Source organism: Methyloversatilis thermotolerans (genome assembly GCF_000372885.1).
GTDB classification, from domain to species: domain Bacteria; phylum Pseudomonadota; class Gammaproteobacteria; order Burkholderiales; family Rhodocyclaceae; genus Methyloversatilis; species Methyloversatilis thermotolerans.
In genome coordinates this window covers 905,211-926,973 of sequence record NZ_KB889967.1, presented here as the reverse complement: position 1 = coordinate 926,973, position 21,763 = coordinate 905,211, and the positions used below count along the sequence as shown (strand labels likewise).

At 65.8% G+C, this 21,763-nt stretch carries 25 protein-coding genes; 16 read left to right on the top strand and 9 right to left on the bottom strand.

Annotated features, from left to right (window positions below):
- Window positions 1–49: 49 nt before the first annotated feature.
- From cysT to A3Q7_RS0103675, 10 genes are all read left to right on the top strand, one after another.
- Window positions 50–883: a sulfate ABC transporter permease subunit CysT gene (cysT, locus tag A3Q7_RS0103720; protein ID WP_018410510.1), complete on the top strand. Its 834-nt coding sequence runs from the start codon at window positions 50–52 to the stop codon at window positions 881–883.
- The gene (cysW, locus tag A3Q7_RS0103715) at window positions 883–1,770 is read left to right on the top strand and encodes a sulfate ABC transporter permease subunit CysW (RefSeq protein WP_026224455.1); all 888 of its coding nucleotides are present in this window, start codon (window positions 883–885) and stop codon (window positions 1,768–1,770) included. Before cysT ends, cysW begins: the two co-directional genes overlap by 1 nt.
- Window positions 1,767–2,831: a sulfate/molybdate ABC transporter ATP-binding protein gene (locus tag A3Q7_RS0103710; RefSeq protein WP_018410508.1), complete on the top strand. Its 1,065-nt coding sequence runs from the start codon at window positions 1,767–1,769 to the stop codon at window positions 2,829–2,831. Before cysW ends, A3Q7_RS0103710 begins: the two co-directional genes overlap by 4 nt.
- Window positions 2,832–2,849: 18 nt before the next feature.
- Window positions 2,850–3,782: a CysB family HTH-type transcriptional regulator gene (locus tag A3Q7_RS0103705; protein WP_018410507.1), complete on the top strand. Its 933-nt coding sequence runs from the start codon at window positions 2,850–2,852 to the stop codon at window positions 3,780–3,782.
- A gap of 292 nt (window positions 3,783–4,074) precedes the next feature.
- Window positions 4,075–4,962 (top strand): DUF6662 family protein, encoded by an 888-nt coding sequence (locus A3Q7_RS0103700; protein WP_018410506.1) that lies wholly within the window; start codon window positions 4,075–4,077, stop codon window positions 4,960–4,962.
- An 11-nt stretch (window positions 4,963–4,973) separates the two neighbouring features.
- The gene (locus tag A3Q7_RS0103695) at window positions 4,974–5,513 is read left to right on the top strand and encodes an FMN-binding protein (protein WP_018410505.1); all 540 of its coding nucleotides are present in this window, start codon (window positions 4,974–4,976) and stop codon (window positions 5,511–5,513) included.
- 5 nt (window positions 5,514–5,518) lie between these two features.
- Window positions 5,519–6,346 (top strand): FAD:protein FMN transferase, encoded by an 828-nt coding sequence (locus A3Q7_RS19360; RefSeq protein WP_157278090.1) that lies wholly within the window; start codon window positions 5,519–5,521, stop codon window positions 6,344–6,346.
- Window positions 6,343–6,888, top strand: a complete 546-nt coding sequence (locus tag A3Q7_RS0103685) for a hypothetical protein (protein WP_018410503.1) — start codon at window positions 6,343–6,345, stop codon at window positions 6,886–6,888. Before A3Q7_RS19360 ends, A3Q7_RS0103685 begins: the two co-directional genes overlap by 4 nt.
- 100 nt (window positions 6,889–6,988) lie before the next feature.
- Window positions 6,989–8,530: a bifunctional ADP-dependent NAD(P)H-hydrate dehydratase/NAD(P)H-hydrate epimerase gene (locus tag A3Q7_RS0103680; protein ID WP_018410502.1), complete on the top strand. Its 1,542-nt coding sequence runs from the start codon at window positions 6,989–6,991 to the stop codon at window positions 8,528–8,530.
- A complete protein-coding gene (locus A3Q7_RS0103675) occupies window positions 8,487–9,440 on the top strand; it encodes a DMT family transporter (protein WP_408630401.1) in 954 nt (317 codons plus the stop codon). Before A3Q7_RS0103680 ends, A3Q7_RS0103675 begins: the two co-directional genes overlap by 44 nt.
- 15 nt (window positions 9,441–9,455) lie before the next feature.
- Here the strand turns inward: A3Q7_RS0103675 and A3Q7_RS19355 are convergent, their stop codons facing one another.
- Window positions 9,456–11,585, bottom strand: coding sequence for a putative bifunctional diguanylate cyclase/phosphodiesterase (locus A3Q7_RS19355; protein WP_018410500.1), 2,130 nt, complete (start codon window positions 11,583–11,585; stop codon window positions 9,456–9,458).
- 343 nt (window positions 11,586–11,928) lie between these two features.
- On the opposite strand from A3Q7_RS19355, the gene nadC reads away from it, so the two are divergent.
- Window positions 11,929–12,777, top strand: a complete 849-nt coding sequence (gene nadC, locus A3Q7_RS0103665; protein WP_018410499.1) for a carboxylating nicotinate-nucleotide diphosphorylase — start codon at window positions 11,929–11,931, stop codon at window positions 12,775–12,777.
- A 39-nt stretch (window positions 12,778–12,816) separates the two neighbouring features.
- On the opposite strand, the gene A3Q7_RS0103660 is transcribed toward nadC, so the two are convergent.
- Entirely contained in the window at window positions 12,817–13,359 is a 543-nt protein-coding gene (locus A3Q7_RS0103660) for a hydrolase (protein ID WP_018410498.1), read from the bottom strand.
- Window positions 13,360–13,507: 148 nt separating this feature from the next.
- Entirely contained in the window at window positions 13,508–14,113 is a 606-nt protein-coding gene (locus tag A3Q7_RS19350) for a TetR/AcrR family transcriptional regulator (protein WP_018410497.1), read from the bottom strand.
- A 147-nt stretch (window positions 14,114–14,260) separates the two neighbouring features.
- Here A3Q7_RS19350 and A3Q7_RS0103650 point away from each other — a divergent pair, with 147 nt between their 5' ends.
- Together A3Q7_RS0103650 and A3Q7_RS20230 are read left to right on the top strand one after the other, a co-directional pair.
- A complete protein-coding gene (locus tag A3Q7_RS0103650; RefSeq protein ID WP_018410496.1) occupies window positions 14,261–14,704 on the top strand; it encodes a DUF2214 family protein in 444 nt (147 codons plus the stop codon).
- Between the two features lie 167 nt (window positions 14,705–14,871).
- Window positions 14,872–15,438 (top strand): hypothetical protein, encoded by a 567-nt coding sequence (locus A3Q7_RS20230; RefSeq protein ID WP_157278088.1) that lies wholly within the window; start codon window positions 14,872–14,874, stop codon window positions 15,436–15,438.
- A gap of 244 nt (window positions 15,439–15,682) precedes the next feature.
- Here the strand turns inward: A3Q7_RS20230 and A3Q7_RS0103640 are convergent, their stop codons facing one another.
- From A3Q7_RS0103640 to A3Q7_RS0103630, 3 genes are read right to left on the bottom strand one after another with little or no spacing between them, the layout of a single operon-like run.
- Complete coding sequence (locus A3Q7_RS0103640; RefSeq protein ID WP_018410494.1) at window positions 15,683–15,949, bottom strand: hypothetical protein; 267 nt, start codon at window positions 15,947–15,949, stop codon at window positions 15,683–15,685.
- Window positions 15,946–16,539, bottom strand: coding sequence for an RNA polymerase sigma factor (locus A3Q7_RS0103635; RefSeq protein WP_018410493.1), 594 nt, complete (start codon window positions 16,537–16,539; stop codon window positions 15,946–15,948). The genes A3Q7_RS0103640 and A3Q7_RS0103635 overlap by 4 nt, the downstream gene beginning before the upstream one ends.
- On the bottom strand, window positions 16,523–16,966 hold the full coding sequence (locus tag A3Q7_RS0103630) for a DUF3106 domain-containing protein (protein ID WP_018410492.1): 444 nt from the start codon (window positions 16,964–16,966) through the stop codon (window positions 16,523–16,525). Before A3Q7_RS0103630 ends, A3Q7_RS0103635 begins: the two co-directional genes overlap by 17 nt.
- Window positions 16,967–17,138: 172 nt before the next feature.
- Here A3Q7_RS0103630 and A3Q7_RS0103625 point away from each other — a divergent pair, with 172 nt between their 5' ends.
- Window positions 17,139–17,468 (top strand): hypothetical protein, encoded by a 330-nt coding sequence (locus tag A3Q7_RS0103625; protein ID WP_026224454.1) that lies wholly within the window; start codon window positions 17,139–17,141, stop codon window positions 17,466–17,468.
- 476 nt (window positions 17,469–17,944) lie between these two features.
- On the top strand, window positions 17,945–18,448 hold the full coding sequence (locus A3Q7_RS0103620; protein ID WP_018410490.1) for a hypothetical protein: 504 nt from the start codon (window positions 17,945–17,947) through the stop codon (window positions 18,446–18,448).
- A 63-nt stretch (window positions 18,449–18,511) separates the two neighbouring features.
- Here A3Q7_RS0103620 and A3Q7_RS0103615 read toward each other — a convergent pair whose 3' ends face one another.
- The 3 genes from A3Q7_RS0103615 to A3Q7_RS0103605 all read right to left on the bottom strand — a co-directional run bounded on the left by A3Q7_RS0103615 (window position 18,512) and on the right by A3Q7_RS0103605 (window position 20,602).
- On the bottom strand, window positions 18,512–19,531 hold the full coding sequence (locus tag A3Q7_RS0103615; protein ID WP_018410489.1) for an alpha/beta hydrolase: 1,020 nt from the start codon (window positions 19,529–19,531) through the stop codon (window positions 18,512–18,514).
- Window positions 19,532–19,563: 32 nt separating this feature from the next.
- Window positions 19,564–19,992, bottom strand: coding sequence for an organic hydroperoxide resistance protein (locus A3Q7_RS0103610; protein ID WP_018410488.1), 429 nt, complete (start codon window positions 19,990–19,992; stop codon window positions 19,564–19,566).
- 145 nt (window positions 19,993–20,137) lie between these two features.
- The gene (locus A3Q7_RS0103605) at window positions 20,138–20,602 is read right to left on the bottom strand and encodes a MarR family winged helix-turn-helix transcriptional regulator (RefSeq protein WP_018410487.1); all 465 of its coding nucleotides are present in this window, start codon (window positions 20,600–20,602) and stop codon (window positions 20,138–20,140) included.
- Window positions 20,603–20,722: 120 nt separating this feature from the next.
- On the opposite strand from A3Q7_RS0103605, the gene A3Q7_RS0103600 reads away from it, so the two are divergent.
- A complete protein-coding gene (locus A3Q7_RS0103600) occupies window positions 20,723–21,661 on the top strand; it encodes an extracellular catalytic domain type 1 short-chain-length polyhydroxyalkanoate depolymerase (RefSeq protein ID WP_018410486.1) in 939 nt (312 codons plus the stop codon).
- Window positions 21,662–21,763 lie beyond the last annotated feature (102 nt).

Below are 21,763 nucleotides of genomic sequence, written 5' to 3'. Positions count from 1 at the left end.
TCCACCGCATCATCCGCCCTGTGCCTTCCGGCCGCCCGAGATCCGTGTCATGAGCCGCCCCGCCGCACGTGTGCTGCCCGGCTTCAACCTGACACTGGGCTACACGCTGTTCTACCTGTCCATCATCGTGCTCGTTCCGCTGAGCGCGGTATTCATCAAGACCGCCTCGCTCGGACTGTCACAGTTCTGGGATGTGGTGACGACGCCGCGCGTACTTGCGTCCTACCGGCTGTCCTTCGGCGCTTCTCTGCTGGCAGCGGCGATCAACGCGGTATTCGGGCTCATGCTGGCGTGGGTGCTGGTGCGCTACCGCTTCCCGGGCAAGAAGCTGATCGACGCGCTGGTCGATCTGCCCTTCGCGCTGCCCACCGCGGTGGCCGGCATTGCGCTGACCGCACTGTATGCACCGAATGGCTGGCTGGGCTCGCTGCTTGCACCGCTCGACATCAAGATCGCGTTCGGGCCGCCCGGTGTACTGGTCGCGCTCATTTTCATCGGCCTGCCTTTCGTCGTACGGACGGTGCAGCCCATCCTTGAGGATCTGGATACCGAACTGGAAGAAGCGTCCGCCAGCCTTGGCGCGCAGCGCTGGCAGACCTTCCGCCACGTCATCCTGCCCATCCTGCTGCCGGCGCTGCTGACCGGTTTCGCGCTGGCCTTCGCACGTGCCGTGGGCGAGTACGGCTCGGTCATCTTCATCGCCGGCAACATTCCCATGGTGTCGGAAATCACTCCGCTCATGATCATCACCAAGCTTGAACAGTATGACTATGCAGGCGCCACCGCGATCGCCGTCGTGATGCTGGTGTTCTCCTTCCTGTTGCTGCTTGCGATCAACGGACTGCAGGCATGGACCGAAAAAGCGACCGGGAGGAACCGCTGATGGCTGGCGCCACCTCACTGCATGCAGCGGCCGATCCGGCAGTGCGCTTCGAGAGCCGCTCCGCCACCCGCGAGGCCCCCTGGGTCAAGTGGACACTGATCGCGGTGTCGCTCGCCTTCTTCGCGCTGTTCCTGCTGTTGCCGCTGATCGCGGTATTCGTCGAAGCGCTGCGCAAGGGATGGGATGCCTATATCGCCGCGCTGGTGGAACCGGATGCGCTGTCGGCGATCCGCCTCACCCTGCTGGCCGCAGCGATTTCGGTGCCGCTGAATCTGAGCTTCGGCGTCGCAGCGGCGTGGGCGATCGCCAAGTTCGATTTCCGCGGCAAACACCTGCTGATCACGCTGATCGACCTGCCCTTCTCGGTGTCGCCCGTGGTGGCCGGCCTGATCTACGTGCTGGTATTCGGCGCGCAGGGGTGGTTCGGTCCGTGGCTGCAGGCGCATGACCTGAAAGTCATCTTCGCCGTACCCGGCATCGTGCTCGCCACGGTATTCGTCACCTTTCCCTTCATCGCCCGCGAACTGATTCCGCTCATGCAGGCGCAGGGCAAGGAGGAAGAGGAAGCCGCCGTCGTGCTGGGCGCGAACGGCTGGCAGACCTTCCGGTATGTCACCCTGCCCAATATCAAATGGGGTCTGCTGTACGGCGTCATCCTGTGCAATGCGCGCGCGATGGGCGAGTTTGGCGCGGTGTCGGTGGTGTCCGGCCATATCCGTGGCCTGACCAACACCCTGCCGCTGCATGTCGAGATTCTCTACAACGAATACCAGTTCGCCGCCGCCTTCGCCGTGGCATCGCTGCTTGCGCTGCTGGCGCTGGTGACACTGGCGGTCAAGACCTGGATCGAACATCAGGCCACTCAATCAGGGGACGCATCGCAATGAGCATACAGGTCCAGAACATCCACAAGGCCTTCGGGGATTTCGTCGCGCTGGGCGACGTGTCGCTCGATTTTCCGACCGGCGAGCTGGTCGCGCTGCTCGGTCCGTCCGGATGCGGCAAGACCACGCTGCTGCGCATCATCGCGGGCCTGGAATCCGCGGACAGCGGTCGCGTGCTGCTCGATGGCGAGGATGCCTCCGACACCCATGTGCGCGAACGCCATGTCGGCTTCGTGTTCCAGCACTACGCCCTGTTCCGCCACATGAACGTGTTCGACAACGTGGCCTTCGGACTGCGCATGAAACCGCGCCGCGAGCGACCGTCGGAGCAGGACATCGCGGGCAAGGTGCATGATCTGCTCAAGCTGGTGCAGCTCGACTGGCTGGCCGACCGCTTCCCGGCCCAGTTGTCCGGCGGCCAGCGCCAGCGCATCGCGCTTGCCCGCGCGCTGGCGGTGGAACCGCGCGTGCTGCTGCTCGACGAGCCGTTCGGCGCGCTCGATGCCAAGGTGCGCAAGGAGTTGCGCCGCTGGCTGCGCCGACTGCATGACGAACTGCACATCACCTCGATCTTCGTCACGCACGATCAGGAGGAAGCGCTCGAGGTGGCCGACCGCGTGGTACTGATGGACCACGGCCGGGTCGAGCAGATCGGTACTCCGGAAGAGGTCTACCGCCAGCCGGCCACGCCCTTCGTGTATGGCTTCCTCGGCGCGGTGAATCATTTCAGCGGCCGGCTCGAGGGCGAAGGCATACGCGTGGGCGACGCGCTGCTGCGCCACGTCGCACCGGAGTTCAAGCATGGCGATGACGTGATCGCTTTCGCCCGACCGCACGAACTGGAGGTCCTGACCGACGACAGCGTTGCCGGAGGCGTGCCCGCGCGGGTGGCGCGCATCCTGTCCTTCGGCGTCACCGCGCGGGTCGAACTGGAGGGGCTGAATGGCACCGGCAACCAGCACTTCGAAGTCGAACTGAGCAGCGAACAGGCGGAACGGCTCGCGCTGCGGGAAGGGCAGACCGTGCGCCTGAACCCGTCACGCCTGCGCGTATTCGCGCGCTGACCGGACACGGAACACATCATGAATTTCCAGCAACTGCGCATCATCCGCGAAACCGTAAGACGTCAGTTCAACCTGACCGAGGTGGCGAACGCACTGTTCACCTCGCAGTCGGGTGTGAGCAAGCACATCAAGGACCTGGAAGACGAACTGGGCGTCGAACTGTTCGTCCGCAAGGGCAAGCGTCTGCTCGGTCTGACCGAGCCAGGCGCCGAACTGGTGACCATCGTCGAGCGCATGCTGCTCGATGCCGGCAACATCAAGCGTCTGGCCGAACAGTTCGCCCGGCGCGACGAAGGGCAACTGCGTATCGCTACCACCCATACGCAGGCACGCTACGCGCTGCCGCGCGTCGTGACCGAGTTCAAGCGTCTGTTCCCGCGCGTCCATCTGGTACTGCTGCAGGGCAGCCCGCAGGACATCGTCGACCTGCTCAAGGATGGCCAGGCCGATATCGGCATCGCCACCGAAGCGCTGGGCGACATCCCGGAACTGCAGTCCTTTCCGTTCTACTCCTGGCATCACGGCGTGATCGTGCCGGCCGGCCATCCGCTGGAAGCGGTCACCCCACTGACGCTGGAAGCGGTGGCCGAACATCCGGTGGTGACCTATCACGAGGGCTATACCGGACGCACGGCGCTGGATGCGACGTTCGCGCAGGCGGGGCTGGTCCCGGACGTCGTGATGTCTGCGCTCGATGCCGACGTGATCAAGACCTATGTCGAACTCGGTCTGGGCATCGGCATCATCGCGTCGGTGGCGTTCGACGCGCCGCGCGACCGCGCATTGCGCCTGCTCGACAGCAGTCATCTGTTCCCGTCCAACACCACGGTCATCGCCCTGCGCAGGAATCACTACCTGCGCAGCTATGCCTACCGCTTCATCGAACTGTGCCAGCCCTCGCTCAACGAGGTGACCGTGCGCGCCGCACTGAAGCCGTCATCCGACGACTGATCCGCTCCGGGCCGTTCCGGTTGCGGCATCGGCCCGGCATGCCCGCGCCGCACGGTTGCCGGGCGAGCATTTTCCGTACGCGTTTGATACGCCCGCTAATCATTACCCGGCAAAGCGTTGTTGAGAACCGTTCTCATCTCTATATAATCCCTCCCCGCCGCAGGGTTATTGCCACGGTACAGCGTCCCGTCGAAAGCGGGCGTTTCTCATCAAACACCACTCAAGCCAGCCAGCAACCGATGCCGAGCCAGCAACTGTCGCAAGCCCGCCAGAGTCGATACGGAGTCATTCCATGTTTCGTCTCACCGCGCGGGCAGCCGCCCTCGCAGCCGTTTTCGCGGCCTGCAACGCATATGCCGGCGAAGGCACTTTCGGCTGGATCTATACGCTGGATCTGCAACCCAAGGGCACCTGGGAATTCGAACAGCGCCTGCAGTACAACCGCGGCCAGGCGGGCGGCGAATATGAGTTCTGGCAGGGCCGCACCGAACTCGAATACGGCGTAAGCGAGAACTTCCAGCTCGCCGGCTATCTGAACACCAGCTACACCAACGCCTATCGCAACTATCCGGCCACAGCGGAATTCCCGAACGGCGAGACCGGCGGCTGGGGCGTGGCCTACGCGAGCGATGACCGCTACAGCAAGTGGCGTGTCGAGGGGATGTCGCTGGAAGCCATCTACCGTCTCACCAATCCGGTGATCGATCCGGTCGGCGTGGGCGTGTATGCCGAAGTGACGCTGGGCAGCGTGAAGGACGAATTCGAAACCCGTCTGCTGCTGCAGTCGAACTTCATCGACGACAAGCTGGTGCTCGCCGCCAACCTGGTCGCTGCGATCGAGAAGATCAAGTTCGTCGATGGCGAGACCGGCCCGGAAAGCATGGTCGATCTGCTGTTCGGTGCGACCTACCGCTTCGTGCCGAACTGGACTGCCGGCATGGAAGCGCGCTACCACAACGACTATTACGGCTATCACTACGAAACCCACACGCAGGAAGCCTTCTTCTTCGGCCCCAACGTCCATTACGCGACCAAGGAATGGTGGATCACCGGCGCCTGGCGTTTCCAGCCCACTGGCGGCAAATGCTGGGCGCCGAATGACGGCGAGTGCTCGGACGGCCGCGTCTGGGACAGCCATTCAAAGAACGAATTCATCGTCAAGTTCGGCATGCCGCTGTGAGGAGGTGACGCATGAAATGGACTCCGGCGGCCTCGCTGGCCCTGGTCCCGGTCGCCGCGGTGCTCGCACCCGCGGTGGCCGAGGCGAAGATCTACGTCAGCGTCGAGGACACGCAGCAGCGGCTGTTCCCCGGCGAACGGCTCATCCTGAACCCGGTCGCGCTCACCGAGGCACAGCGCGAACGCATGCGCGAACTGTCCTCGGTACGCGAGCCTTTCCGTGGAGAGCGGGTCTGGAAGAGCGAGAAGGGCGGCTGGTTCATCGTCGATGAAGTCGTCGGCAAGCATGAGATGGTCAAGTACGCGCTTGCCATCAATGCCGACGGCACGATACGCGGCATCGAAATCATGGAGTACGTCGAATCCTACGGTTACGAAGTCGGCGAGGCATCGTGGCGCGCGCAGTTCGTCGGCCGCACCGCGCAGGACACGCTGAAGCTGAACAAGGACATCAAGAACATCGCCGGCGCGACGCTGTCGTGCAAGCACCTGACCGACGGCGTGAAGCGGCTGATGGTGATGTACGACATGGTGCTCAAGGGCTCGAAGTGAGGGCGTTGCGACCCTTGCTCGGTACCTATGTCGACATCCGCGTCGATCACGACGATGCGGCGCGCGCAGCGGCGGCGCTCGAGGCCGGTTTCGCGGCGGTCGCGCGCGTGCAGCGCTGCATGTCCGCTTTCGATCCGGAATCCGACGTCGGCCGCATCAACCGGCTGGCGGTCGGCGATGCGCTGGACATCGATCCCTGGACGGCGGACGTGCTGAGGCTGTCGCTCGAGCTGCATCGCGCATCCGGCGGTCTGTTCGACTGCGGCATCGCACCGGAACTGGCGGCCTGGGGCATGCTGCCGCCCGCGCCCAGTGCGATCGCCGGCTCCAGCATCACCCGTCTCAGTTTTGCCGCCGCCGGCACGATACGGGTGAGCGCCCCGCTGCGGCTGGATCTGGGCGGCATCGCCAAGGGTTATGCGGTGGATCGCGCGGCAGACGCGATGCGTGCCTGCGGTGCGCGCGGCGGACTGATCAATGCCGGCGGCGATCTGCGGGTATTCGGTCCGGAGCAGGAAGCCATCCATCTGCGCGATCCCGGCAATCCGGCGCGGCTTCGTCTCGCCGGCTGGCTCGGCGACGGCGCCTGCGCCACCTCGGCCACCTATTTTTCGCGCCGCGATGTCGGCGGGCATGAGGTGTCTGCGCTGGTGGATCCGCGCAACCGGCAGCCGATGCGCACGCGCCGCAGCTACTCCGTGTTCGCACCGTGCTGCGCCGTGGCCGACGCGCTCACCAAGGTGGTCGCGGTTTCACAAGACGCCCATCATCCCTGCCTGGAGCGCTACGACGCTCATGCGCTGATACTCGAATCCTGTCCGGAGCGCCCATGAACCCCTCCCCTCGCCGCCGTGTCGGTCGCCTGCCGCGCGCACAGCGCGTCGCATCCCATGCCATCCTGGCGGTGTGCGCGCTGTCCGGCCTCGCCTTCTTCGTGGTGCACGATCTGCGTACATCGCTGTTCGATCTGCCCGCTCATACCTTCCTCGTCTGGCATGGCATGAGCGCAGCGTTCGCACTGCTGGTGTTCGGCGCGGTGCTGCCGGTGCATGTGCGCGCGGCATGGACCGTGCGACGCAACCGCGGCTCGGGTGTCGCGATGATCGCGGCAATGAGCGTGCTCATGCTGAGCGGGCTTCTGCTCTATTACGGCAATGAGGACGCACGTGACGCCACGGTGCTCGCGCACTGGATCGTCGGCTTCGCCAGCTGTGCGGTGTTTCCGCTGCATCTGCTGCTGGGGCGGCGCGCAGCGGCGACGACAGCGTGCATGACACAGGACGCGGGCCCGCTTCGCACCGCCCCCGACGGCTCGCTGGCCGCGGTGCGGGCCAGCACCGGCATGGAGCGCGGAACGAAGGGCCGGACCGCCTGAGCGCAGGCGGCTTGAATCCGATGTCCGCCGCGCCCCGGCGATGACCTAAAATGCGGAGGTTTCGTCGTCGCACCTGCGGCGATGGCCTCCAGGTCACAGCATGCCCACGCCCCGCCCGCTCAATACCGCCAGTCTGACCGCGCTGTACGACGCCACCGCGTTGCGCCGCATCGAACGCCACTATGCGCCCGACAGTTCGCCGCGCCTGATGGAGCGCGCCGGAGCGACCGGCGCGGCCAAGGTGATGCAGATCCTCGGCGGGCGCCACGGCCGCGTGCTGGTCATGTGCGGCCCGGGCAACAACGGCGGCGATGGCTTCGTCGTGGCGCGGCAGTTGAAGCAGACCGGCTTCGACGTGCTGGTGGCCTATGCCGGCGACGAACATCCGCAGGCCACCGACGCGGTATCCGCCTGGGCCTCGTGGCGTGCCGTCGGCGGCCTGACGGTACCGCGCCTGCCGCGCGGTCCGTTCGCGCTGGTGGTCGATGCGCTGTACGGCATCGGCCTGACGCGACCGATCACGGGCGAGCACGCGGACTGGATCGCGGCGGTCAATGACATGGACTGCCCGGTGCTCGCCATCGACGTGCCCAGCGGCCTGAACGGGGACACCGGCGCGGTGCTTGGCAACGCGGTGCGCGCCACCCACACCGCGACGATGATCGCGCTCAAGCCCGGCCTGCTCACGCTGGACGGGCCGGATCACGCGGGCGAGGTGTCGGTGCACGACCTCGGACTGGATTGCGCGGCCGTGCTGCCACCGTCCGGCTGGCAGACCGGCCGCGGCCTGTTCGAACATCTGCTGCGGCCGCGCGCGCGCAATTCCCACAAGGGCACCCACGGCAACGCGGTGCTGGTGGGCGGCGCGCGCGGCATGGTGGGCGCCGCATTGCTGGCCGGACGGGCGGCGCTCAAGGTGGGCGCGGGACGCGTCTATGTCGGCATGCTGGACAACGCGGCGCTGCCGCTGGATCCGGAACAGCCCGAACTGATGATACGCAGCCCGGCCGAACTGCTGAGCGGCGATCTGGCCACCTCGGTCGCGATCGGCCCCGGTCTGGGGCAAAGTCCCGCCGCGCTGGACCTCATGCGCGATGCCGTACAGACGCCGGCCACGCTGGTCCTGGACGCGGATGCGCTCAATCTCGTGTCGCAGTACCGCGACCTGGAAAAGGCGCTGCTGGACCGCACGGCCGCCACGCTGCTCACGCCGCATCCGATGGAGGCCGCGCGCCTGCTCGGCAGCACCACGGCAGCGGTGCAGAAGGACCGCATCGCGTCGGCGCGCGACCTGGCGCGACGCTTCCGTGCATCGGTGGTGCTCAAGGGCTGCGGCAGTGTGATTGCACTGCCGGACGGCAAATGGTTCATCAACACCACCGGCAATCCGGGCATGGCGTCAGCCGGCATGGGAGACGTGCTCACCGGCATCATCGCCGGCCTGCTCGCCCAGGGCTGGCCGGCCGAACTGGCCCTGCTCGGCGGCGTGCATCTGCACGGGCTGGCCGGCGACCGTCTGGTCGCTCTCGGCAAGGGACCGAATGGCCTGACCGCCGGAGAGGTGATCGAATCGGCTCGCGCGGCGTTCAATGCGCTGATTGCCGGCCACGCCATGCAGGAAGTCGGCCATATCCCGCTCTGATCCTTCCGTCACCGATCCGCCTGCCGCTTCCGCTCCGGTCATCCACGCCGCGCGTCGGCAGCCACTGGTCGGCGTCGCACTGATGCTGGCCGCGCTGTTCTGTTTCGCGGTGCTCGACACGACCGGGAAATTCCTGTCGCAGCGCTATCCGGTCGGCGTGCTGGTGTGGGCGCGCTACCTGGTTCCGGCCATCGTGCTCGGCACCGTGCTCGCGCCGCGCATGGGACGCCTGCTGCTGGCCACTCCACGCTGGCGGCTGCAGATGCTGCGCGCCGCACTGCTGGCTGCGGTGTCCTTCCTCATCATGGGCGGACTGAAATCGATACCGATGGCCGAGGGAACCTCTCTCTTCTTCATCACGCCGCTCATCGTCACCCTGCTGGCCGGGCCGGTGCTGGGCGAGCGGGTCACGCCCGGGCAATGGCTCATCGCGCTGTTCGGCTTTTCCGGCGTTCTGCTGATCGCGCGGCCGGACGGCCATCTGCCGCTGTGGCCGGTCATCATGCTGCTCGCCGGTTCGCTGTTCTACGCGCTGTACCAGCTTGCCACGCGCATGCTGGCGCCGACCGAAAGGCCGCTCACCACGCTCTACTACACCGCGCTGGTCGGTGCCGCACTGTCCACGCTGGCGCTGCCCGCGGCCGCGCACAGCGCCTGGCCGACGCCGCGCGATACGCTGCTCGTGCTGTCGCTGGGCGTATCCGGCATGGCCGGCCACTTTCTTCTCATACGCGCCATGGCCTATGCCCAGGCTTCGGTGCTCAGTCCACTCATCTATGTGCAGCTCGTGTGGGCCACGCTGATGGGCTGGTGGGTATTCGGCGATCTGCCCGGCCTGAGCGCCGTCGCCGGCGCCGCCATCATCGTGGTCAGCGGACTGGCCAGCGCCTGGCTGGCGCACCGGCGCTGACGCCGGCGAACACGCTCAGGCGATCAGCGCCTCGCGCCGCACGCGCTCCTGCAGGGCAAGACTGCCGGGCGGACGCGGAGCCCCGAAACGGCCCTCGGCGAGCAGCACCTCGATCTGCGCGGCAGGTACCGGGCGAGAGAAGCAGTAGCCCTGGACCTGGTCGCATCCCAGCGCGCGCAGCGCGCTCACCTGTTCCATGCGCTCCACCCCCTCGGCCACCACTTCCATGCGCAGCGCATGCGCCATGCGGATGACCGCTTCGACCACGTGGCGCGCCTCGGCCACGCGGTCCATATCGGTCACGAAGGTGCGATCGATCTTGAGCTCGCGCGCCGGCAGTCGACACAGATAGGCGAGACAGGAATACCCGGTGCCGAAATCGTCTATCGCCAGCGTCACGCCCATGGCCCGCAACCCGGCCAGCGCGCGCTGCACGCTGGTGGAATTCTCCATCACCACCGATTCGGTGATTTCGAGCGCCAGCAGGGCCGGATCGATATCGAACTCGTCGATGCAGGCCCGTACGCGATCGAGCAGGTCAGGCTGCCTGAACTGCTGCGGCGACAGATTCACCGCCACCGGAATGCGCCAGCCCGCGTGCTGCCAGGTGCGGATCTGGCCGCATGCCTCACGCAAGGTCCAGAAGCCTATGGTGTTGATCAGGCCGAAACGCTCGGCGACCGGGATGAACTCCGCTGGCGTGATCATGCCCTTGTCCGGGTCCTCCCAGCGTATCAACGCTTCCACGCCGCGCAGCCTGCCGTCGGATGTGCCGACCTTGGGCTGGTAATGGAGCACGAACTCGTCGTTGTCGAGCGCACGTCGCATGGCCCGCTGCAGCCCCAGGATATCGGCATGGTGCTCGTCCAGTTCCGCGGAATACATGCGCCAGGTGTTGCGCCCGGCGTGCTTGGCCGCGTACATCGCCGTATCGGCGCACACCAGCACGCGCGTGTCGTCGCCATCGTCCGGGCACAGCGCCACACCCACCGAGGCCGACACCTGGATGTCATGCGTGTCGATCTGCATGGGCTTGCCGGCCGCGTCCACCAGGCGTTGCGCCATGCGCCCGGCTTGGTCGCGGTCCATCCCGCCCTCGGACATCAGGACGAATTCGTCCCCGCCGATGCGCGCGAGTCGATCGCCCTCGCGCAGGCAGGCACGCAGACGGCGCGCGACGATGCGCAGCACTTCGTCGCCGACGTGGTGGCCGAGGACATCGTTGACCGGCTTGAACCCATCCAGATCGATGAAAAAGATGGCCAGGCGCTGGCCACTGTCGCGTGCGCGGACAGCCGCCTCGGCGAGATCGGATTCGAAGTTCGCGCGATTGGGCAGATCGGTCAGCGGGTCATGCATGGCCGCATGCATGAGCTCGGTGTTGGCCATTCTCAGGCGCTGCGCAAGCTGACGGGTACGATGTTCCATGCGCGCGTCGAACAGCGCGGCGACACTGCCTATCCAGGTGAAGCCGATCGCCGATACCGCGATCGTGAGGCCCAGCCAGGTGGGTTCGATTTCGTGGGCGGCCATGCTGCGCGCGCCCGGCGCCAGCCGGACCGCAGTCATGCACAGTACATGTGCCGCAGCACCGGCAAGCCCGGCCATCACGGCACAGCCCACCTTCAGCAGGAACACGCGCGAACCGCGAAGACCCCGTACTTTCACCAGCGTGAGACTGGCGATCGCGGTCGCCGTGGCCACCAGCAGAACGGCGAGTGCGAGCAGGACCGGATCGTAGCCAGGGGCGGGCGTGATGCGCAGCGACGACAACGCGAAGTGGAATACCAGCGCAATCCCCGCTCCGACCAGCAGCGCGCCCGGCAGCACCCGCGTCAACGAGGCCGCGATGCGGCCGGCCATTGCCAGCGCGGTCAGTGCGACCGCCACGGACACCAGCCAGGACAGCACGGTCCTGCCAAGATCGAAGCCGGTATGCAGAGGCAGCACCCGGGCCAGCATGCCGACGAAATGCATGGACCAGATCGCCGTGCCGAGTACCAGCGCGCCCGACGCCACCCACAGGCGCGCCGCCATGCGGTCGGCGCTGAGGATGCGCTGGGTCAGATCAAGAGCAGTCCATGCAGCCATGACCGCCACCAGCACAGACAGCACACCGAGCGGCAGATGATAGGGACCGCTCATTGCGCCCGGTACCCGACAGGCCTGGCGGCGACCCGAAGCGCGACCTGCGCCGACACGCATCGATTCATGCTCTCTCCCCCACACATCCTGCGGACCCTCGCGCCAGCGCCCGCGCTTCCTTCCCACTCGCGCCGGTCACCGTACGGGTTCTCGTATCGTTCCGGGTTTTCGGCCCGGGCTTCAGCAACTTGAGGACGTACGCCGCATCTGCCGGCGACCGGATGATCCGCGCCCGGCCGCTGCACAGCGTCCATGCCACAGGACGAGAGTACACCTTCCGCGCTCATCCGTGACGTCTTGTCGCGATGCTAGAATCGACGCCCACTCAGCTTCATGAACGACCATGCGCGAAAACGACCAGCTTGCAATCGAGATACAGCGGAACGTGGCGCTTGCGCTGGCCGAGGACGTCGGAACCGGCGACCTGACCGCACGCCTCATTCCTGCCGGTCGCGCCGCGCAAGGGCTGGTGACGGCACGTGAGGAAGCCGTTCTGTGCGGGCGCGACTGGTTCGAAGCCTGTCTGCGCGCACTCGACCCCAAAACCAGCGTTGCCTGGCATGTCGAAGAGGGCGAATGGATAGCGCCCGATCAGACGCTGTGCGAAATCATGTCGGAAACGCGCGCGCTGCTCACCGCCGAGCGGGCCGCGCTGAACTTCGTGCAGTTGCTGTCGGCCACGGCCACGCTCACCCGTCGCTTCGTCGATGCCATCGCCGGCACGTCGGCACGCATCGTCGATACACGCAAGACGCTGCCCGGCCTGCGCCTCGCGCAGAAGTACGCGGTCACCGTCGGCGGCGGCCTGAATCACCGCATGGGACTGTACGACGGCATCCTGATCAAGGAAAACCACATCATGGCAGCCGGCGGCATACGCCCGGTGCTGGCCCGTGCGCGCGCCATCGCGCCGTCGAACGCCTTCATCCAGATCGAAGTCGAAACGCTGGCCCAGTTGCGCGAGGCACTGGATGCCGGGGCAACCATGATCCTGCTGGACAACATGAGCATCGACCAGATGCGCGAAGCGGCGAAGATCAATGCCGGTCGTGCCGAGCTCGAAGCGTCCGGCGGCGTGAATCTCGACCGCGTGCGCGCGATCGCCGAAACAGGCGTCGACCGCATTTCCATTGGCGTGCTCACGAAGAATGTGCGCGCGATCGACCTGTCGCTGCGCCACGTCGAACGCTGAAGCCCCGCCGCGCAAAGTACGCGGCGCCCCCGGACCGGATCAGCGCAGATAGGTGCGACTGATTTCGCGGAATTCCTCCGAACCGGCCGCACCCAGCCATTCGAAAGCCACCATCTCGCGCGACACGATGACGACCCCATGCTGACGCAACCGCTCGAGCGCCAGCTCTCGGTTGGCCGGATCGCGCGATGCCACGCAGTCGGCCGCGACGAACACCTGGCGACCGCTTGACTGCAGATCCATCGCCGTCTGCAGCACGCAGATATGCGCCTCGACGCCGAGCATGACCACCTGGGGGCGGGAGGCATCGAGCAGCGGCTTCAGGCAACCGTCGGCCACACAGGAAAAGTGCATCTTCGACACGATGTTGCCGGCCGGTATCAGCTCGCGCAGTTCGCTCACGGTCGGCCCCAGGCCCTTCGGATACTGTTCGCTGACCAGCACCGGCACCGCCAGGCGCTGCGCGATGCGCACCATCCACACCGCGTTGTCGATCAGCCTCTGCGCGTCATCCATGGCAGGCAGCAGCCGCTCCTGCATGTCGATGAGCAGCAGGGATGAACGATGGCGATCGATCAACATCGGGAACTCCGTTTCATGAGGCTGTGAGGCAGCGCGCAGGGTAACAGGCCAGGGTGACGCTGAAAACCCGCCGTCGCAGTTCGCCGTAACGGGCCGGCCTGAGCTCCGCGGACCTGCGCACGCCGTCACTGTGGGACAGGGGGTGCAATCAGCGGGACAGGCCGTCAAGGAAGAGGTCGAGCGCACCGCCGGCCTGGACCCATGCGGCTTCTGGCCCGCTGTCGACAGGGCGCAGATGTCCCATCGCCAACAAGGCCGAAAGGCCATGCACCTGCGCCCAGCAGGCCTGTGCCAACTGCCGCGCATCACCCGTCCGGAATGTGCCGGTGTGCTGCCCGGCGGCGACCAGTTCGCACAGATGCGCGAACAGCGCGGCACCCGCCTCGCACAGCGCCGTGCCAGCATCGGGCTGCGCGACCCGCGCGAACATATGGGCAAGCTGCCGCGGATGGTCGAGACCGAACCCGATATAGGCCAGTCCGCTCGCCTTCAGGCGACTGCGTGCGTCAGGCGCAGCGTGCTCGACCGCCCGCCTGCTCCGCTCGATAAGGTCGCGGAACCCCTGCTCGGCAAGCGCGTCCAGCAGCGCGCCCTTGTCGATGAAATGACGATAGGCCGCGGTATGCGATACCCCCACCGCGCGCGCCATATCGCGCATCGACAGGCTGTCCGGCCCATCGCTTTCCATGCGCGCGGCGGCGCAGTTCAGCAGCGCTGAACGCAGATCGCCGTGGTGATAGCGGTCGTTTGCCATGCAGATACAGAACTTGATGTTTCCAGTGCTTACTTTACCTCCATTCTGATGTTACCATCGGAAACCTCATCCACTTCCGGCGCGGAGGCGGACCGCTCGCGCATTCAAGCGTCGGCGGCTCCATCGCGCCGCCGCCCGAGGCACACGATGGCGACTCCATTTTCCGACGCCCTGCTCGCGGCACTTCATCACCTGGCCGCGTTCACGCTGGTTTCCGTCCTCCTGGCCGAATGGTTCATGACGGCGCAGCCCGACCCGACCGAACGCGATCTGGCACAACTCCGACGGCTGGATCTTCTGTATGGCTTGATGGCCGTCCTCGTACTTGCAGGCGGCGTGGCGCGCCTGGTCTGGGGGGCGCAGGCATGGTCCTACTACGCGGCGAGTCCCGCCTTCTGGGCCAAGATGGTCTGCTTCGCGGTCGTCGGTGCGCTGTCCGTCAAACCCACGCTGTTGCTGCTCGCGACCCGCGCGCCGGCAGCCGACGGGCACGCGGACACGCTGCGTCGCGTCCGTCACTGGATAAGCGCCGAGCTGTGCGCCATCCCCCTCCTGCTGCTGTTCGCCAGCCTCATGGCACGAGGTTTCTGACATGACGGCACCGAACTTGCTGTCATCCGGTGCCCCCTGAACCACCGAATGGAGATGAAAGAATGGGCGTGATCGGCATATCGGACCATCGCACAGGCAACAACGGTGGAACGTCCACGGCGCCCTCATGGGGCCCGGGCGGTGACGCAATCCAGTGGACCGCCTTGTTGAGCGAACGACTCAAGGACGCGCGGATCAACATTGCGGAACTGCCGGAGGCGCAATACCGCGACTTCATCGAAAACGAGCAGAGACGCATCGACGCCAACGCTTTCCACCTCGAGCAGCAATACACCGAGCGTGTGGATCCGCCCGTCGACAGTCCGCTCACCCGTCCCTATGCAACCATTGTCGTCGGCGGCAAGGTCGTGGCCACGATAGACAATCAGGGCGTGATCACCACCGACGATGCGCTGAGCGATGCGCTGAAGAACCGCCTGGCCGCTGCCGACACCGGCAAGGGCGGGCCGCTGCAGGCGGAAACAAATGCCGCAATTCTTGCCGCCCACTTCGGCGGTCGCATCCGCCCGGCGAGCACAGCGATCACGCAGGCGAAGTACGAGGAACTGGTCGCCACCCCGGCAGCGACGCCGCGGGTGGATACGAACGCCATGCAGAAGGACCCGCTGCATGCGCAGATCGAACGCTGGAGCGCAGGGCTGGAAGACATCATGCGCCAGCGCGAATACTTTCTGGGCACGCGCTCGCCGTCGGGCGCCCCACCTGCAAGCTGAAGACCCCGGCCGCCCGTGCGGCCCGGGCTGCGCGGCCGGCAGCCCAGGAACCCGGTACTGTTCGCGGCTGACCTCCGCATTGCACCGCGATTCCGGATCGTTCAGAGCGTGGTTCGACGCGACCGCGACGAAGGCCGCCGGTGGCGGCACCATGATCGCGTACATGCATGTCCTGGCGGGTCAGCATCACGTGAAGGGGCGACGCCGGGCCTCGCGCAGGCGCCGTATCGTGGTGGGCTGCCGGCTAGAGCAGCGGCAAGGTATCCACTGACATTTCATCCAGTCGCGCAAGTTCTTCGGTTTCCTGCCACGCCTGGTACTCCAGCGCGCCAACGACGGCAATCGCGAGCAGCAAGCCGGCGGCGAGCGCGATCCTCCAGGCGCCAGGCGACGTCGCGCGTGCCGCCGGGGCCGCGTCCACGCCGCAAGCCAGGAGCCGCGCGTCCGGCTCCGGCACCGTCATGCTGCGCAAGGCGTCGCGCAGCGCGTCATCCGAAAACAATCGGCTCATGCCGAATCCCCTTCCGACAACAGGGTTTTCAATCGCGCGCGGGCACGGAACAGCAGCTGATGCGCCGCGTTCTCCGCAATCTGCAGTTCCCGTGCAATATGCGCCACATCGTGGTCCTGCCACGCCCACATCATCAACGCGACGCGCTGGCGTTCGGGCAACTTCGCCATCGCCCGCACCAGCTCTCCGCTTTCGGCCGCCTGCTGCCAGCTTTGTTCCGGCGTCGGGGCCTCGTCCGCCAGATCTTCGAGCTCGGCCTCGTCGGCCTGCGGGCGGATGCGCCGGAAGCGATCCATGCACAGATTGCGCACGATGCCGAGAAACCAGGTGCTGAGCTGAGCGCGTGCCTCGAAACGGGCACCGTGCTGCCAGAGCCTGCAGAAAGCCTCCTGTACCACGTCCTCGGCATCGGATCCGCTTCCGGTCAGTCGCCACGCCAGCGCATGCGCCGGCCGGCTCAGTCGCGAAACCAGCACGGTCGCCGCCCGGCGATCGCCGTCCAGTGCACGCTGCAACAGCGCCGCGTCGCTGCGCCATGTCACCGGCAGCACGGCCACGAAACCGCCCACGCCTTCAGCGCGCGAACTCACGCTTGATCCGCTCGCGCTGTTCCGGCGTCATCCTCTGCAACATGTCGCGCCGCTCGCGCAGCAGTGCGCGCCGCTCCTCCGGCGTCAGCGACTGGATGTAGGCGCGCCGTTCCGCACGCGCACGTTCCCGGTCGTCTTCGCTCATCGATTGCCACTGTTCGCGCAGACGTTCTCCGATGTCCTGCCTCTGTTCGGGCGGCAGCGTGGACAGGCGCTCGCGCAGCCTCTCGCGGAATGCTGCGCGCTCCTGCGGCGAAGCGGACTTCAGTCTTTCGCGCAGCGCGCGCGCCTGTTCTTCGCGCTGCTGCGGTGACTGTGCAGCCCATTCCGCCGGATCGGGAACCGGCGGCAGACCGGCGCCCGCCGCCGGCGTGATGAGCGCGAGCGCGAACAGGAAAAATGACAGAGGGTGGTATCGGACATGCATGACGAAACCCGGAAAAGGTGTCCTGCCATGTAGACGCGGCTCCGCACAGATGCTTACGCCCGCCCGGCCGCTTACCTTCTCTTACAGCGGCCAGGCGTAAGACCCCGGCATGACCCCGCGTCGACAGGGCATGGCAGCGCATTCCGCGCCCGCCGACAACCTGGAGCATGACATGAATACCCCGACCGCCGTCGCCGCAAGCCTGCTTCTGATCGCTGGCGCCGCTCTGGCCCAGACACCTTCCGGATACATGGAAACACGCATCGACAATCGCCAGGACAGACAGGAACAACGTATCGACCAGGGCGTGGAAAACGGTCACCTCAGCGAGCAGGAGGCGAACCGCCTCGCGCATCAACAGACGCACATCGACCGCGTCGAAAACCGCGCACTGGCGGATGGAACGGTCGACAAGCGTGAAGCGCGACGCATGGAGCATCTGCAGGACAGGGCGAACCGTTCCATCAGGCACCAGAAGCACGACCGCCAGAGCGCGAACTGACGTCGCGCGGACGCCGGCCCTCTGGCGGCGTCCATCCCATCCACCCGCTTGGCGTCCCGACCCGCTTCTCCCTGTCGCTCACCTCCGCGCCTTCCCCATCGCTCCAGGGTCAAAGGCCATCGTTCAGGGGTCCAATGCCTGCGGCCCGGGAAAATCTCCTGATAAGCAAAATTTATCAAAATCTAGGCAAAACCAGGGCTTGAGGCCTCCTTAAGGATTTTTTTCCGGCAAAAGGCGACGGCACCCTACGCCGGCTTTTGCGCCGAAACGTTTTTCTGTAGCGGATAAAGGAGAACCGACAGAAACACTGATATGGCAGCAAAGAAACTCTGATCAATTTTGCCCTCATAAGCGGATCAGCGATCTCCGATACGGAATTCAAGCTGCTGACGAAAGCACACCGCAACAACGCCCGGTCAGCCCAAGTTTCGCTTCACCCCGATTTCATTCAGCCATTCCAACTTGGAGATCCAACCATGAAGACTCGTATCGTGATCGCAGCTCTGATGTCCTGTTTCAGCGGCCTGTCGGCTGCGGAAGAAGCGAAGGGCGTGATGGGCGAGCGCTACGCTCCGGCGATGTCCGCCCCCGCATACGCTGCCGGCCTGAATGGCCGTGCCAAGCCGGTTGAAGTCGCCGCCAAGCCGGCCGGCCGCACCGGTGTCATGGGCGAAAGCCTGGACGCCCCGGCTGCCGCGCCAACCTACGCCTCCGGCCTGAATGGCCGCGTCAAGCCGGTTGAAGTCGCCGCCAAGCCGGCCGGCCGCACCGGTGTCATGGGTGAAAGCCTGGACGCCCCGGCTGCCGCGCCGACCTACGCCGCCGGCCTGAATGGCCGTGCGAAGTCGCTCGCAGTTGCCGGCAAGTCGCCCCAAATGCAGCAGCATCCCGCCGTGCTGGCGCAAAGCTCGCGCGATTTCGTCGTGACCGCCGACCTGGCCACCGTTACGCACCCGGCCATTCGCCACCGAGCGCACTGAAATCCCCGCAGGGGAATGCACGACAAAAAGGGGAAGGCTTCGGCCTTCCCCTTTTTGCTCAGCTCATCTCAGGCGCGCCTTCAGTTCCTCGGACGCCTGATGCAGGGCTGCCCGCGTCGCCGGCAACTGACTCAGCACATTGAGCAGTCCGAAGTCGTGGATCATGCCGTTGTAGCGCGCAACCGTCACATCCACCCCCGCGGCGTCGAGCTTGCGCGCGTAGGCCTCTCCCTCGTCGCGCAACACGTCCTTCTCCGCAGTCTGGATCAGCGCCGGCGGCAGACCGCTCAACTGCGTACGGTCGGCCAGCAGGGGGGACGCGTGGATCTGCTGCCGCTGGGCCGGATCGGTCGTGTAGGCGTTCCAGAACCACTTCATCATGTCGCGCGTCAGGAAGTGGTCATGCGCGAATTCGTCATACGACGCGTTCTCGAAATTGGCGTGCGTGACCGGCCAGAACAGCACTTGCGAACGGATGGCGGGCGCGCCCCTTTCCTTGGCCATGAGGGCCACAACCGCCGCCATATTGCCCCCCACGCTGTTGCCGACCACCGCGAGGCGACTGCCGTCGACGCCGATATCGGCGCCATGTTCGGCTACCCAGCGCGTCGCGGCATAGGCCTGGTTGATGGCGACCGGATAGCGCGCTTCCGGAGACGGCGTGTAATTGACGAATACCGCCACCGCACCGGAACCGGCCACGAGGTCACGCACAAAGCGCTCATGTGTCGGGTAGTCGCCCAGTATCCAGCCGCCGCCATGGAAAAACATGAATACCGGCAATACGCCCTTCACGCCCGCCGGACGCACGACGGTCAGATCGATGTCCTGCCCGTCGACCCGGATGCGCTTCTCGCTCACGTCGGCCGGTGCGAGCGGCACATTGGCGCCCGACTGCGCATTGACAAGGACGGCGCGCGCTTCCGCCGGACTGAGCGTTTCAAGCGGCTTGCCGCCGCCCGAGGCCAGCGCCTCGAGGAAGGCCTGGGTGCGATGTTCCACGCCGGGGCTGCCGGCGGCCAGCGCCACACTGGCGGTGGCGGCGAGTGCGATGGACGAAACGAGACGGGTGAGCGTTTTCATGATGCTGTTCTCCTTGACGATGCGAGCCGGGCTCAGACGGACACGTGCAGGCGCACGTCGATGTTGTTGCGCGTTGCATTGGAATACGGGCACACGATGTGGGCGCGGTCGACCAGGATCTGCGCCGCATCGCGATCCAGTCCGGGCAGCGAAATGCGCAGGTCGACCTCGATGCCGAAGCCATTCGGAATGGCGCCTATGCCGACGTCTCCCTGCACGCTCACATCGGCAGGAATCGCGAGCTTGTCGCGATGGGCGACGAACTTCATCGCACCCAGGAAGCAGGCGCTGTAACCGGCCGCGAACAACTGTTCAGGATTGGTGCCGGCTCCACCCGCACCGCCCAGTTCCCGCGGCGTGGTCAGACTGACGTCGAGCACGCCGTCACTCGACGTGGCTCGGCCATCGCGGCCACCGGTAGCACGGGCCTGGGCGCGGTAGAGGACTGTTTCGATTGCCATGGTGAATCTCCTTCGTAGGTTGGTCGGAAAATATGTTCAACTATTTAATCGCACACGACTAATAAGCCAGTCGCTAGCGTTTTAATCGCACGCGATGTTTATGTTTCAGAAAAAGGCGGTGCGCGTGCCCACCGCCTTTTTCAGATCACGCGTGACTGAACAAGCGTGATCGTGTCTGCAACAAGCTCGCCCTCAGATCGCCGATCTCTTCCAGCGAGCACTGCAGGGCCTCCGCAACCCCGCACTGCACGGCGGGAGCGCGCATCTGCAGCGACTTCCCCGCTTCGGTGAGCGATACGATGACCTGCCTTTCATCGCTGGTCGAGCGCTGGCGCCGCACGAAACCCTGAGCTTCCAGGCGTTTGAGCAGCGGCGTCAGCGTCGGCGACTCGAGAAACAGTTTCGTGCCGATGTCGGACACCGTCTGGCTGTCCTGTTCCCACAGCACCAGCATGACCAGATACTGCGGATAGGTCAGATCCAGCTCCTTCAGAAGTCGCCGATATACCTTGTTCATTGCGAGCATGGTCGAATACAGCGCAAAACAGAGCTGGTTTCCCAGCTTCGGTACGGCGTCTGCGTCGATGTCGCGTGTGTTGTGGCTGTCCATGGGTTGAACTTTATATCGCTTACTATTCAATTGCAAGCACTGCTTTATAAAGATGCCGTAAGAAAATGTATCGCCCGCACGTCCACGACGGTATCGACAGGACTCAAAGGACTTTCCCCCATGATGAAGAACACGCTGTCCTGGCTGACCATGGTGCTCATGCTGGCGACCGCATTGCCTGCCCAGGCGCTCCGCCCGCAAGGGAGGCCCCCCGATCCGGTGCTGACCATCACGCACGACGGCCTGCAACGCCAGGCCCTGATCCATGTTCCGGCAAGCTACCGCGAGGGCTCGCCGCTGCCCCTCATCGTCGCCATGCACGGAGGCGGCGGCTCGATGCAGCACATGGCCGACGATCGCCGCTTCGGTCTCATTTCGCTGTCCGAACGCAGCGGCTACATCGTCGTGTTCCCGAATGGCTACAGCCGCCGCGGCAACGGTCGGCTTGCCACCTGGAATGCCGGCAACTGCTGTGCGGCATCGCGCGACGAACAGATAGACGACAGCGGCTTCATCGCACAGGCGATCAAGGAAACGTCGCGCCGATACAGCGTCGACCCGGCGCGCATCTACGCGACAGGCATGTCGAATGGCGCAATGATGGCCTACCGCCTCGCCTGCGATCACCCGGACCTGATACGCGCGATCACGGCGGTGGCGGGCACCGACAACACCCGCACCTGTCCGGACGGACGGGCGGTATCGGTACTGCACATCCATGCAAAGGACGACAGCCGCGTGCTGTTCGAAGGCGGCGCAGGCGCGGCCTTCCGGCGGGAGCAGGTGGTGACCGATTTCACTTCCGTGAAGGACAGCATCCAACGTTGGGTGGCGCGCAACGGATGTCCGAGTGCTGCGCGCACCGTACTCGACACCGCGGGCGCGCGCTGCGAGCGCTACGCACCGTGCCGCGATGACAGCGAGGTGGCGCTGTGCGTGACCGATACCGGCGACCACTCCTGGCCGGGCGGCCGCAAGGGACGAGGCATGGAGCCGTCGCAAGCGCTGTCGGCCACGGAAAGAATGGATGAGTTCTTCCGCCGGCATGGCATGCACTGACGCTCCCTTGCAGGAAGACGCCGACACGCGCGCGGCTGCGCTCGCCATCGGGATAACATCCCGAATGCCAGCCCGACGATGGACACGGCGGGTCCGATCAAG

Excerpts from the sequence above, each read along its gene's own strand:
- A3Q7_RS19350 (WP_018410497.1), bottom strand. The coding sequence starts at position 14,113 with ATGGCAAACGACCGCTATCACCACGGCGATCTGCGTTCAGCGCTGCTG.
- A3Q7_RS0103625 (WP_026224454.1), top strand. The coding sequence starts at position 17,139 with ATGAATACCCCGACCGCCGTCGCCGCAAGCCTGCTTCTGATCGCTGGC.
- A3Q7_RS0103620 (WP_018410490.1), top strand. The coding sequence starts at position 17,945 with ATGAAGACTCGTATCGTGATCGCAGCTCTGATGTCCTGTTTCAGCGGC.
- A3Q7_RS19355 (WP_018410500.1), bottom strand. The coding sequence starts at position 11,585 with ATGAGCGGTCCCTATCATCTGCCGCTCGGTGTGCTGTCTGTGCTGGTG.
- A3Q7_RS0103640 (WP_018410494.1), bottom strand. The coding sequence starts at position 15,949 with ATGAGCCGATTGTTTTCGGATGACGCGCTGCGCGACGCCTTGCGCAGC.
- A3Q7_RS0103710 (WP_018410508.1), top strand. The coding sequence starts at position 1,767 with ATGAGCATACAGGTCCAGAACATCCACAAGGCCTTCGGGGATTTCGTC.
- A3Q7_RS0103660 (WP_018410498.1), bottom strand. The coding sequence starts at position 13,359 with ATGTTGATCGATCGCCATCGTTCATCCCTGCTGCTCATCGACATGCAG.
- A3Q7_RS0103680 (WP_018410502.1), top strand. The coding sequence starts at position 6,989 with ATGCCCACGCCCCGCCCGCTCAATACCGCCAGTCTGACCGCGCTGTAC.
- A3Q7_RS0103705 (WP_018410507.1), top strand. The coding sequence starts at position 2,850 with ATGAATTTCCAGCAACTGCGCATCATCCGCGAAACCGTAAGACGTCAG.
- A3Q7_RS0103650 (WP_018410496.1), top strand. The coding sequence starts at position 14,261 with ATGGCGACTCCATTTTCCGACGCCCTGCTCGCGGCACTTCATCACCTG.
- A3Q7_RS0103685 (WP_018410503.1), top strand. The coding sequence starts at position 6,343 with ATGAACCCCTCCCCTCGCCGCCGTGTCGGTCGCCTGCCGCGCGCACAG.
- A3Q7_RS0103695 (WP_018410505.1), top strand. The coding sequence starts at position 4,974 with ATGAAATGGACTCCGGCGGCCTCGCTGGCCCTGGTCCCGGTCGCCGCG.
- cysW (WP_026224455.1), top strand. The coding sequence starts at position 883 with ATGGCTGGCGCCACCTCACTGCATGCAGCGGCCGATCCGGCAGTGCGC.
- A3Q7_RS0103615 (WP_018410489.1), bottom strand. The coding sequence starts at position 19,531 with ATGAAAACGCTCACCCGTCTCGTTTCGTCCATCGCACTCGCCGCCACC.
- A3Q7_RS0103610 (WP_018410488.1), bottom strand. The coding sequence starts at position 19,992 with ATGGCAATCGAAACAGTCCTCTACCGCGCCCAGGCCCGTGCTACCGGT.
- A3Q7_RS0103605 (WP_018410487.1), bottom strand. The coding sequence starts at position 20,602 with ATGGACAGCCACAACACACGCGACATCGACGCAGACGCCGTACCGAAG.
- A3Q7_RS0103630 (WP_018410492.1), bottom strand. The coding sequence starts at position 16,966 with ATGCATGTCCGATACCACCCTCTGTCATTTTTCCTGTTCGCGCTCGCG.
- cysT (WP_018410510.1), top strand. The coding sequence starts at position 50 with ATGAGCCGCCCCGCCGCACGTGTGCTGCCCGGCTTCAACCTGACACTG.
- A3Q7_RS0103700 (WP_018410506.1), top strand. The coding sequence starts at position 4,075 with ATGTTTCGTCTCACCGCGCGGGCAGCCGCCCTCGCAGCCGTTTTCGCG.
- nadC (WP_018410499.1), top strand. The coding sequence starts at position 11,929 with ATGCGCGAAAACGACCAGCTTGCAATCGAGATACAGCGGAACGTGGCG.
- A3Q7_RS0103600 (WP_018410486.1), top strand. The coding sequence starts at position 20,723 with ATGATGAAGAACACGCTGTCCTGGCTGACCATGGTGCTCATGCTGGCG.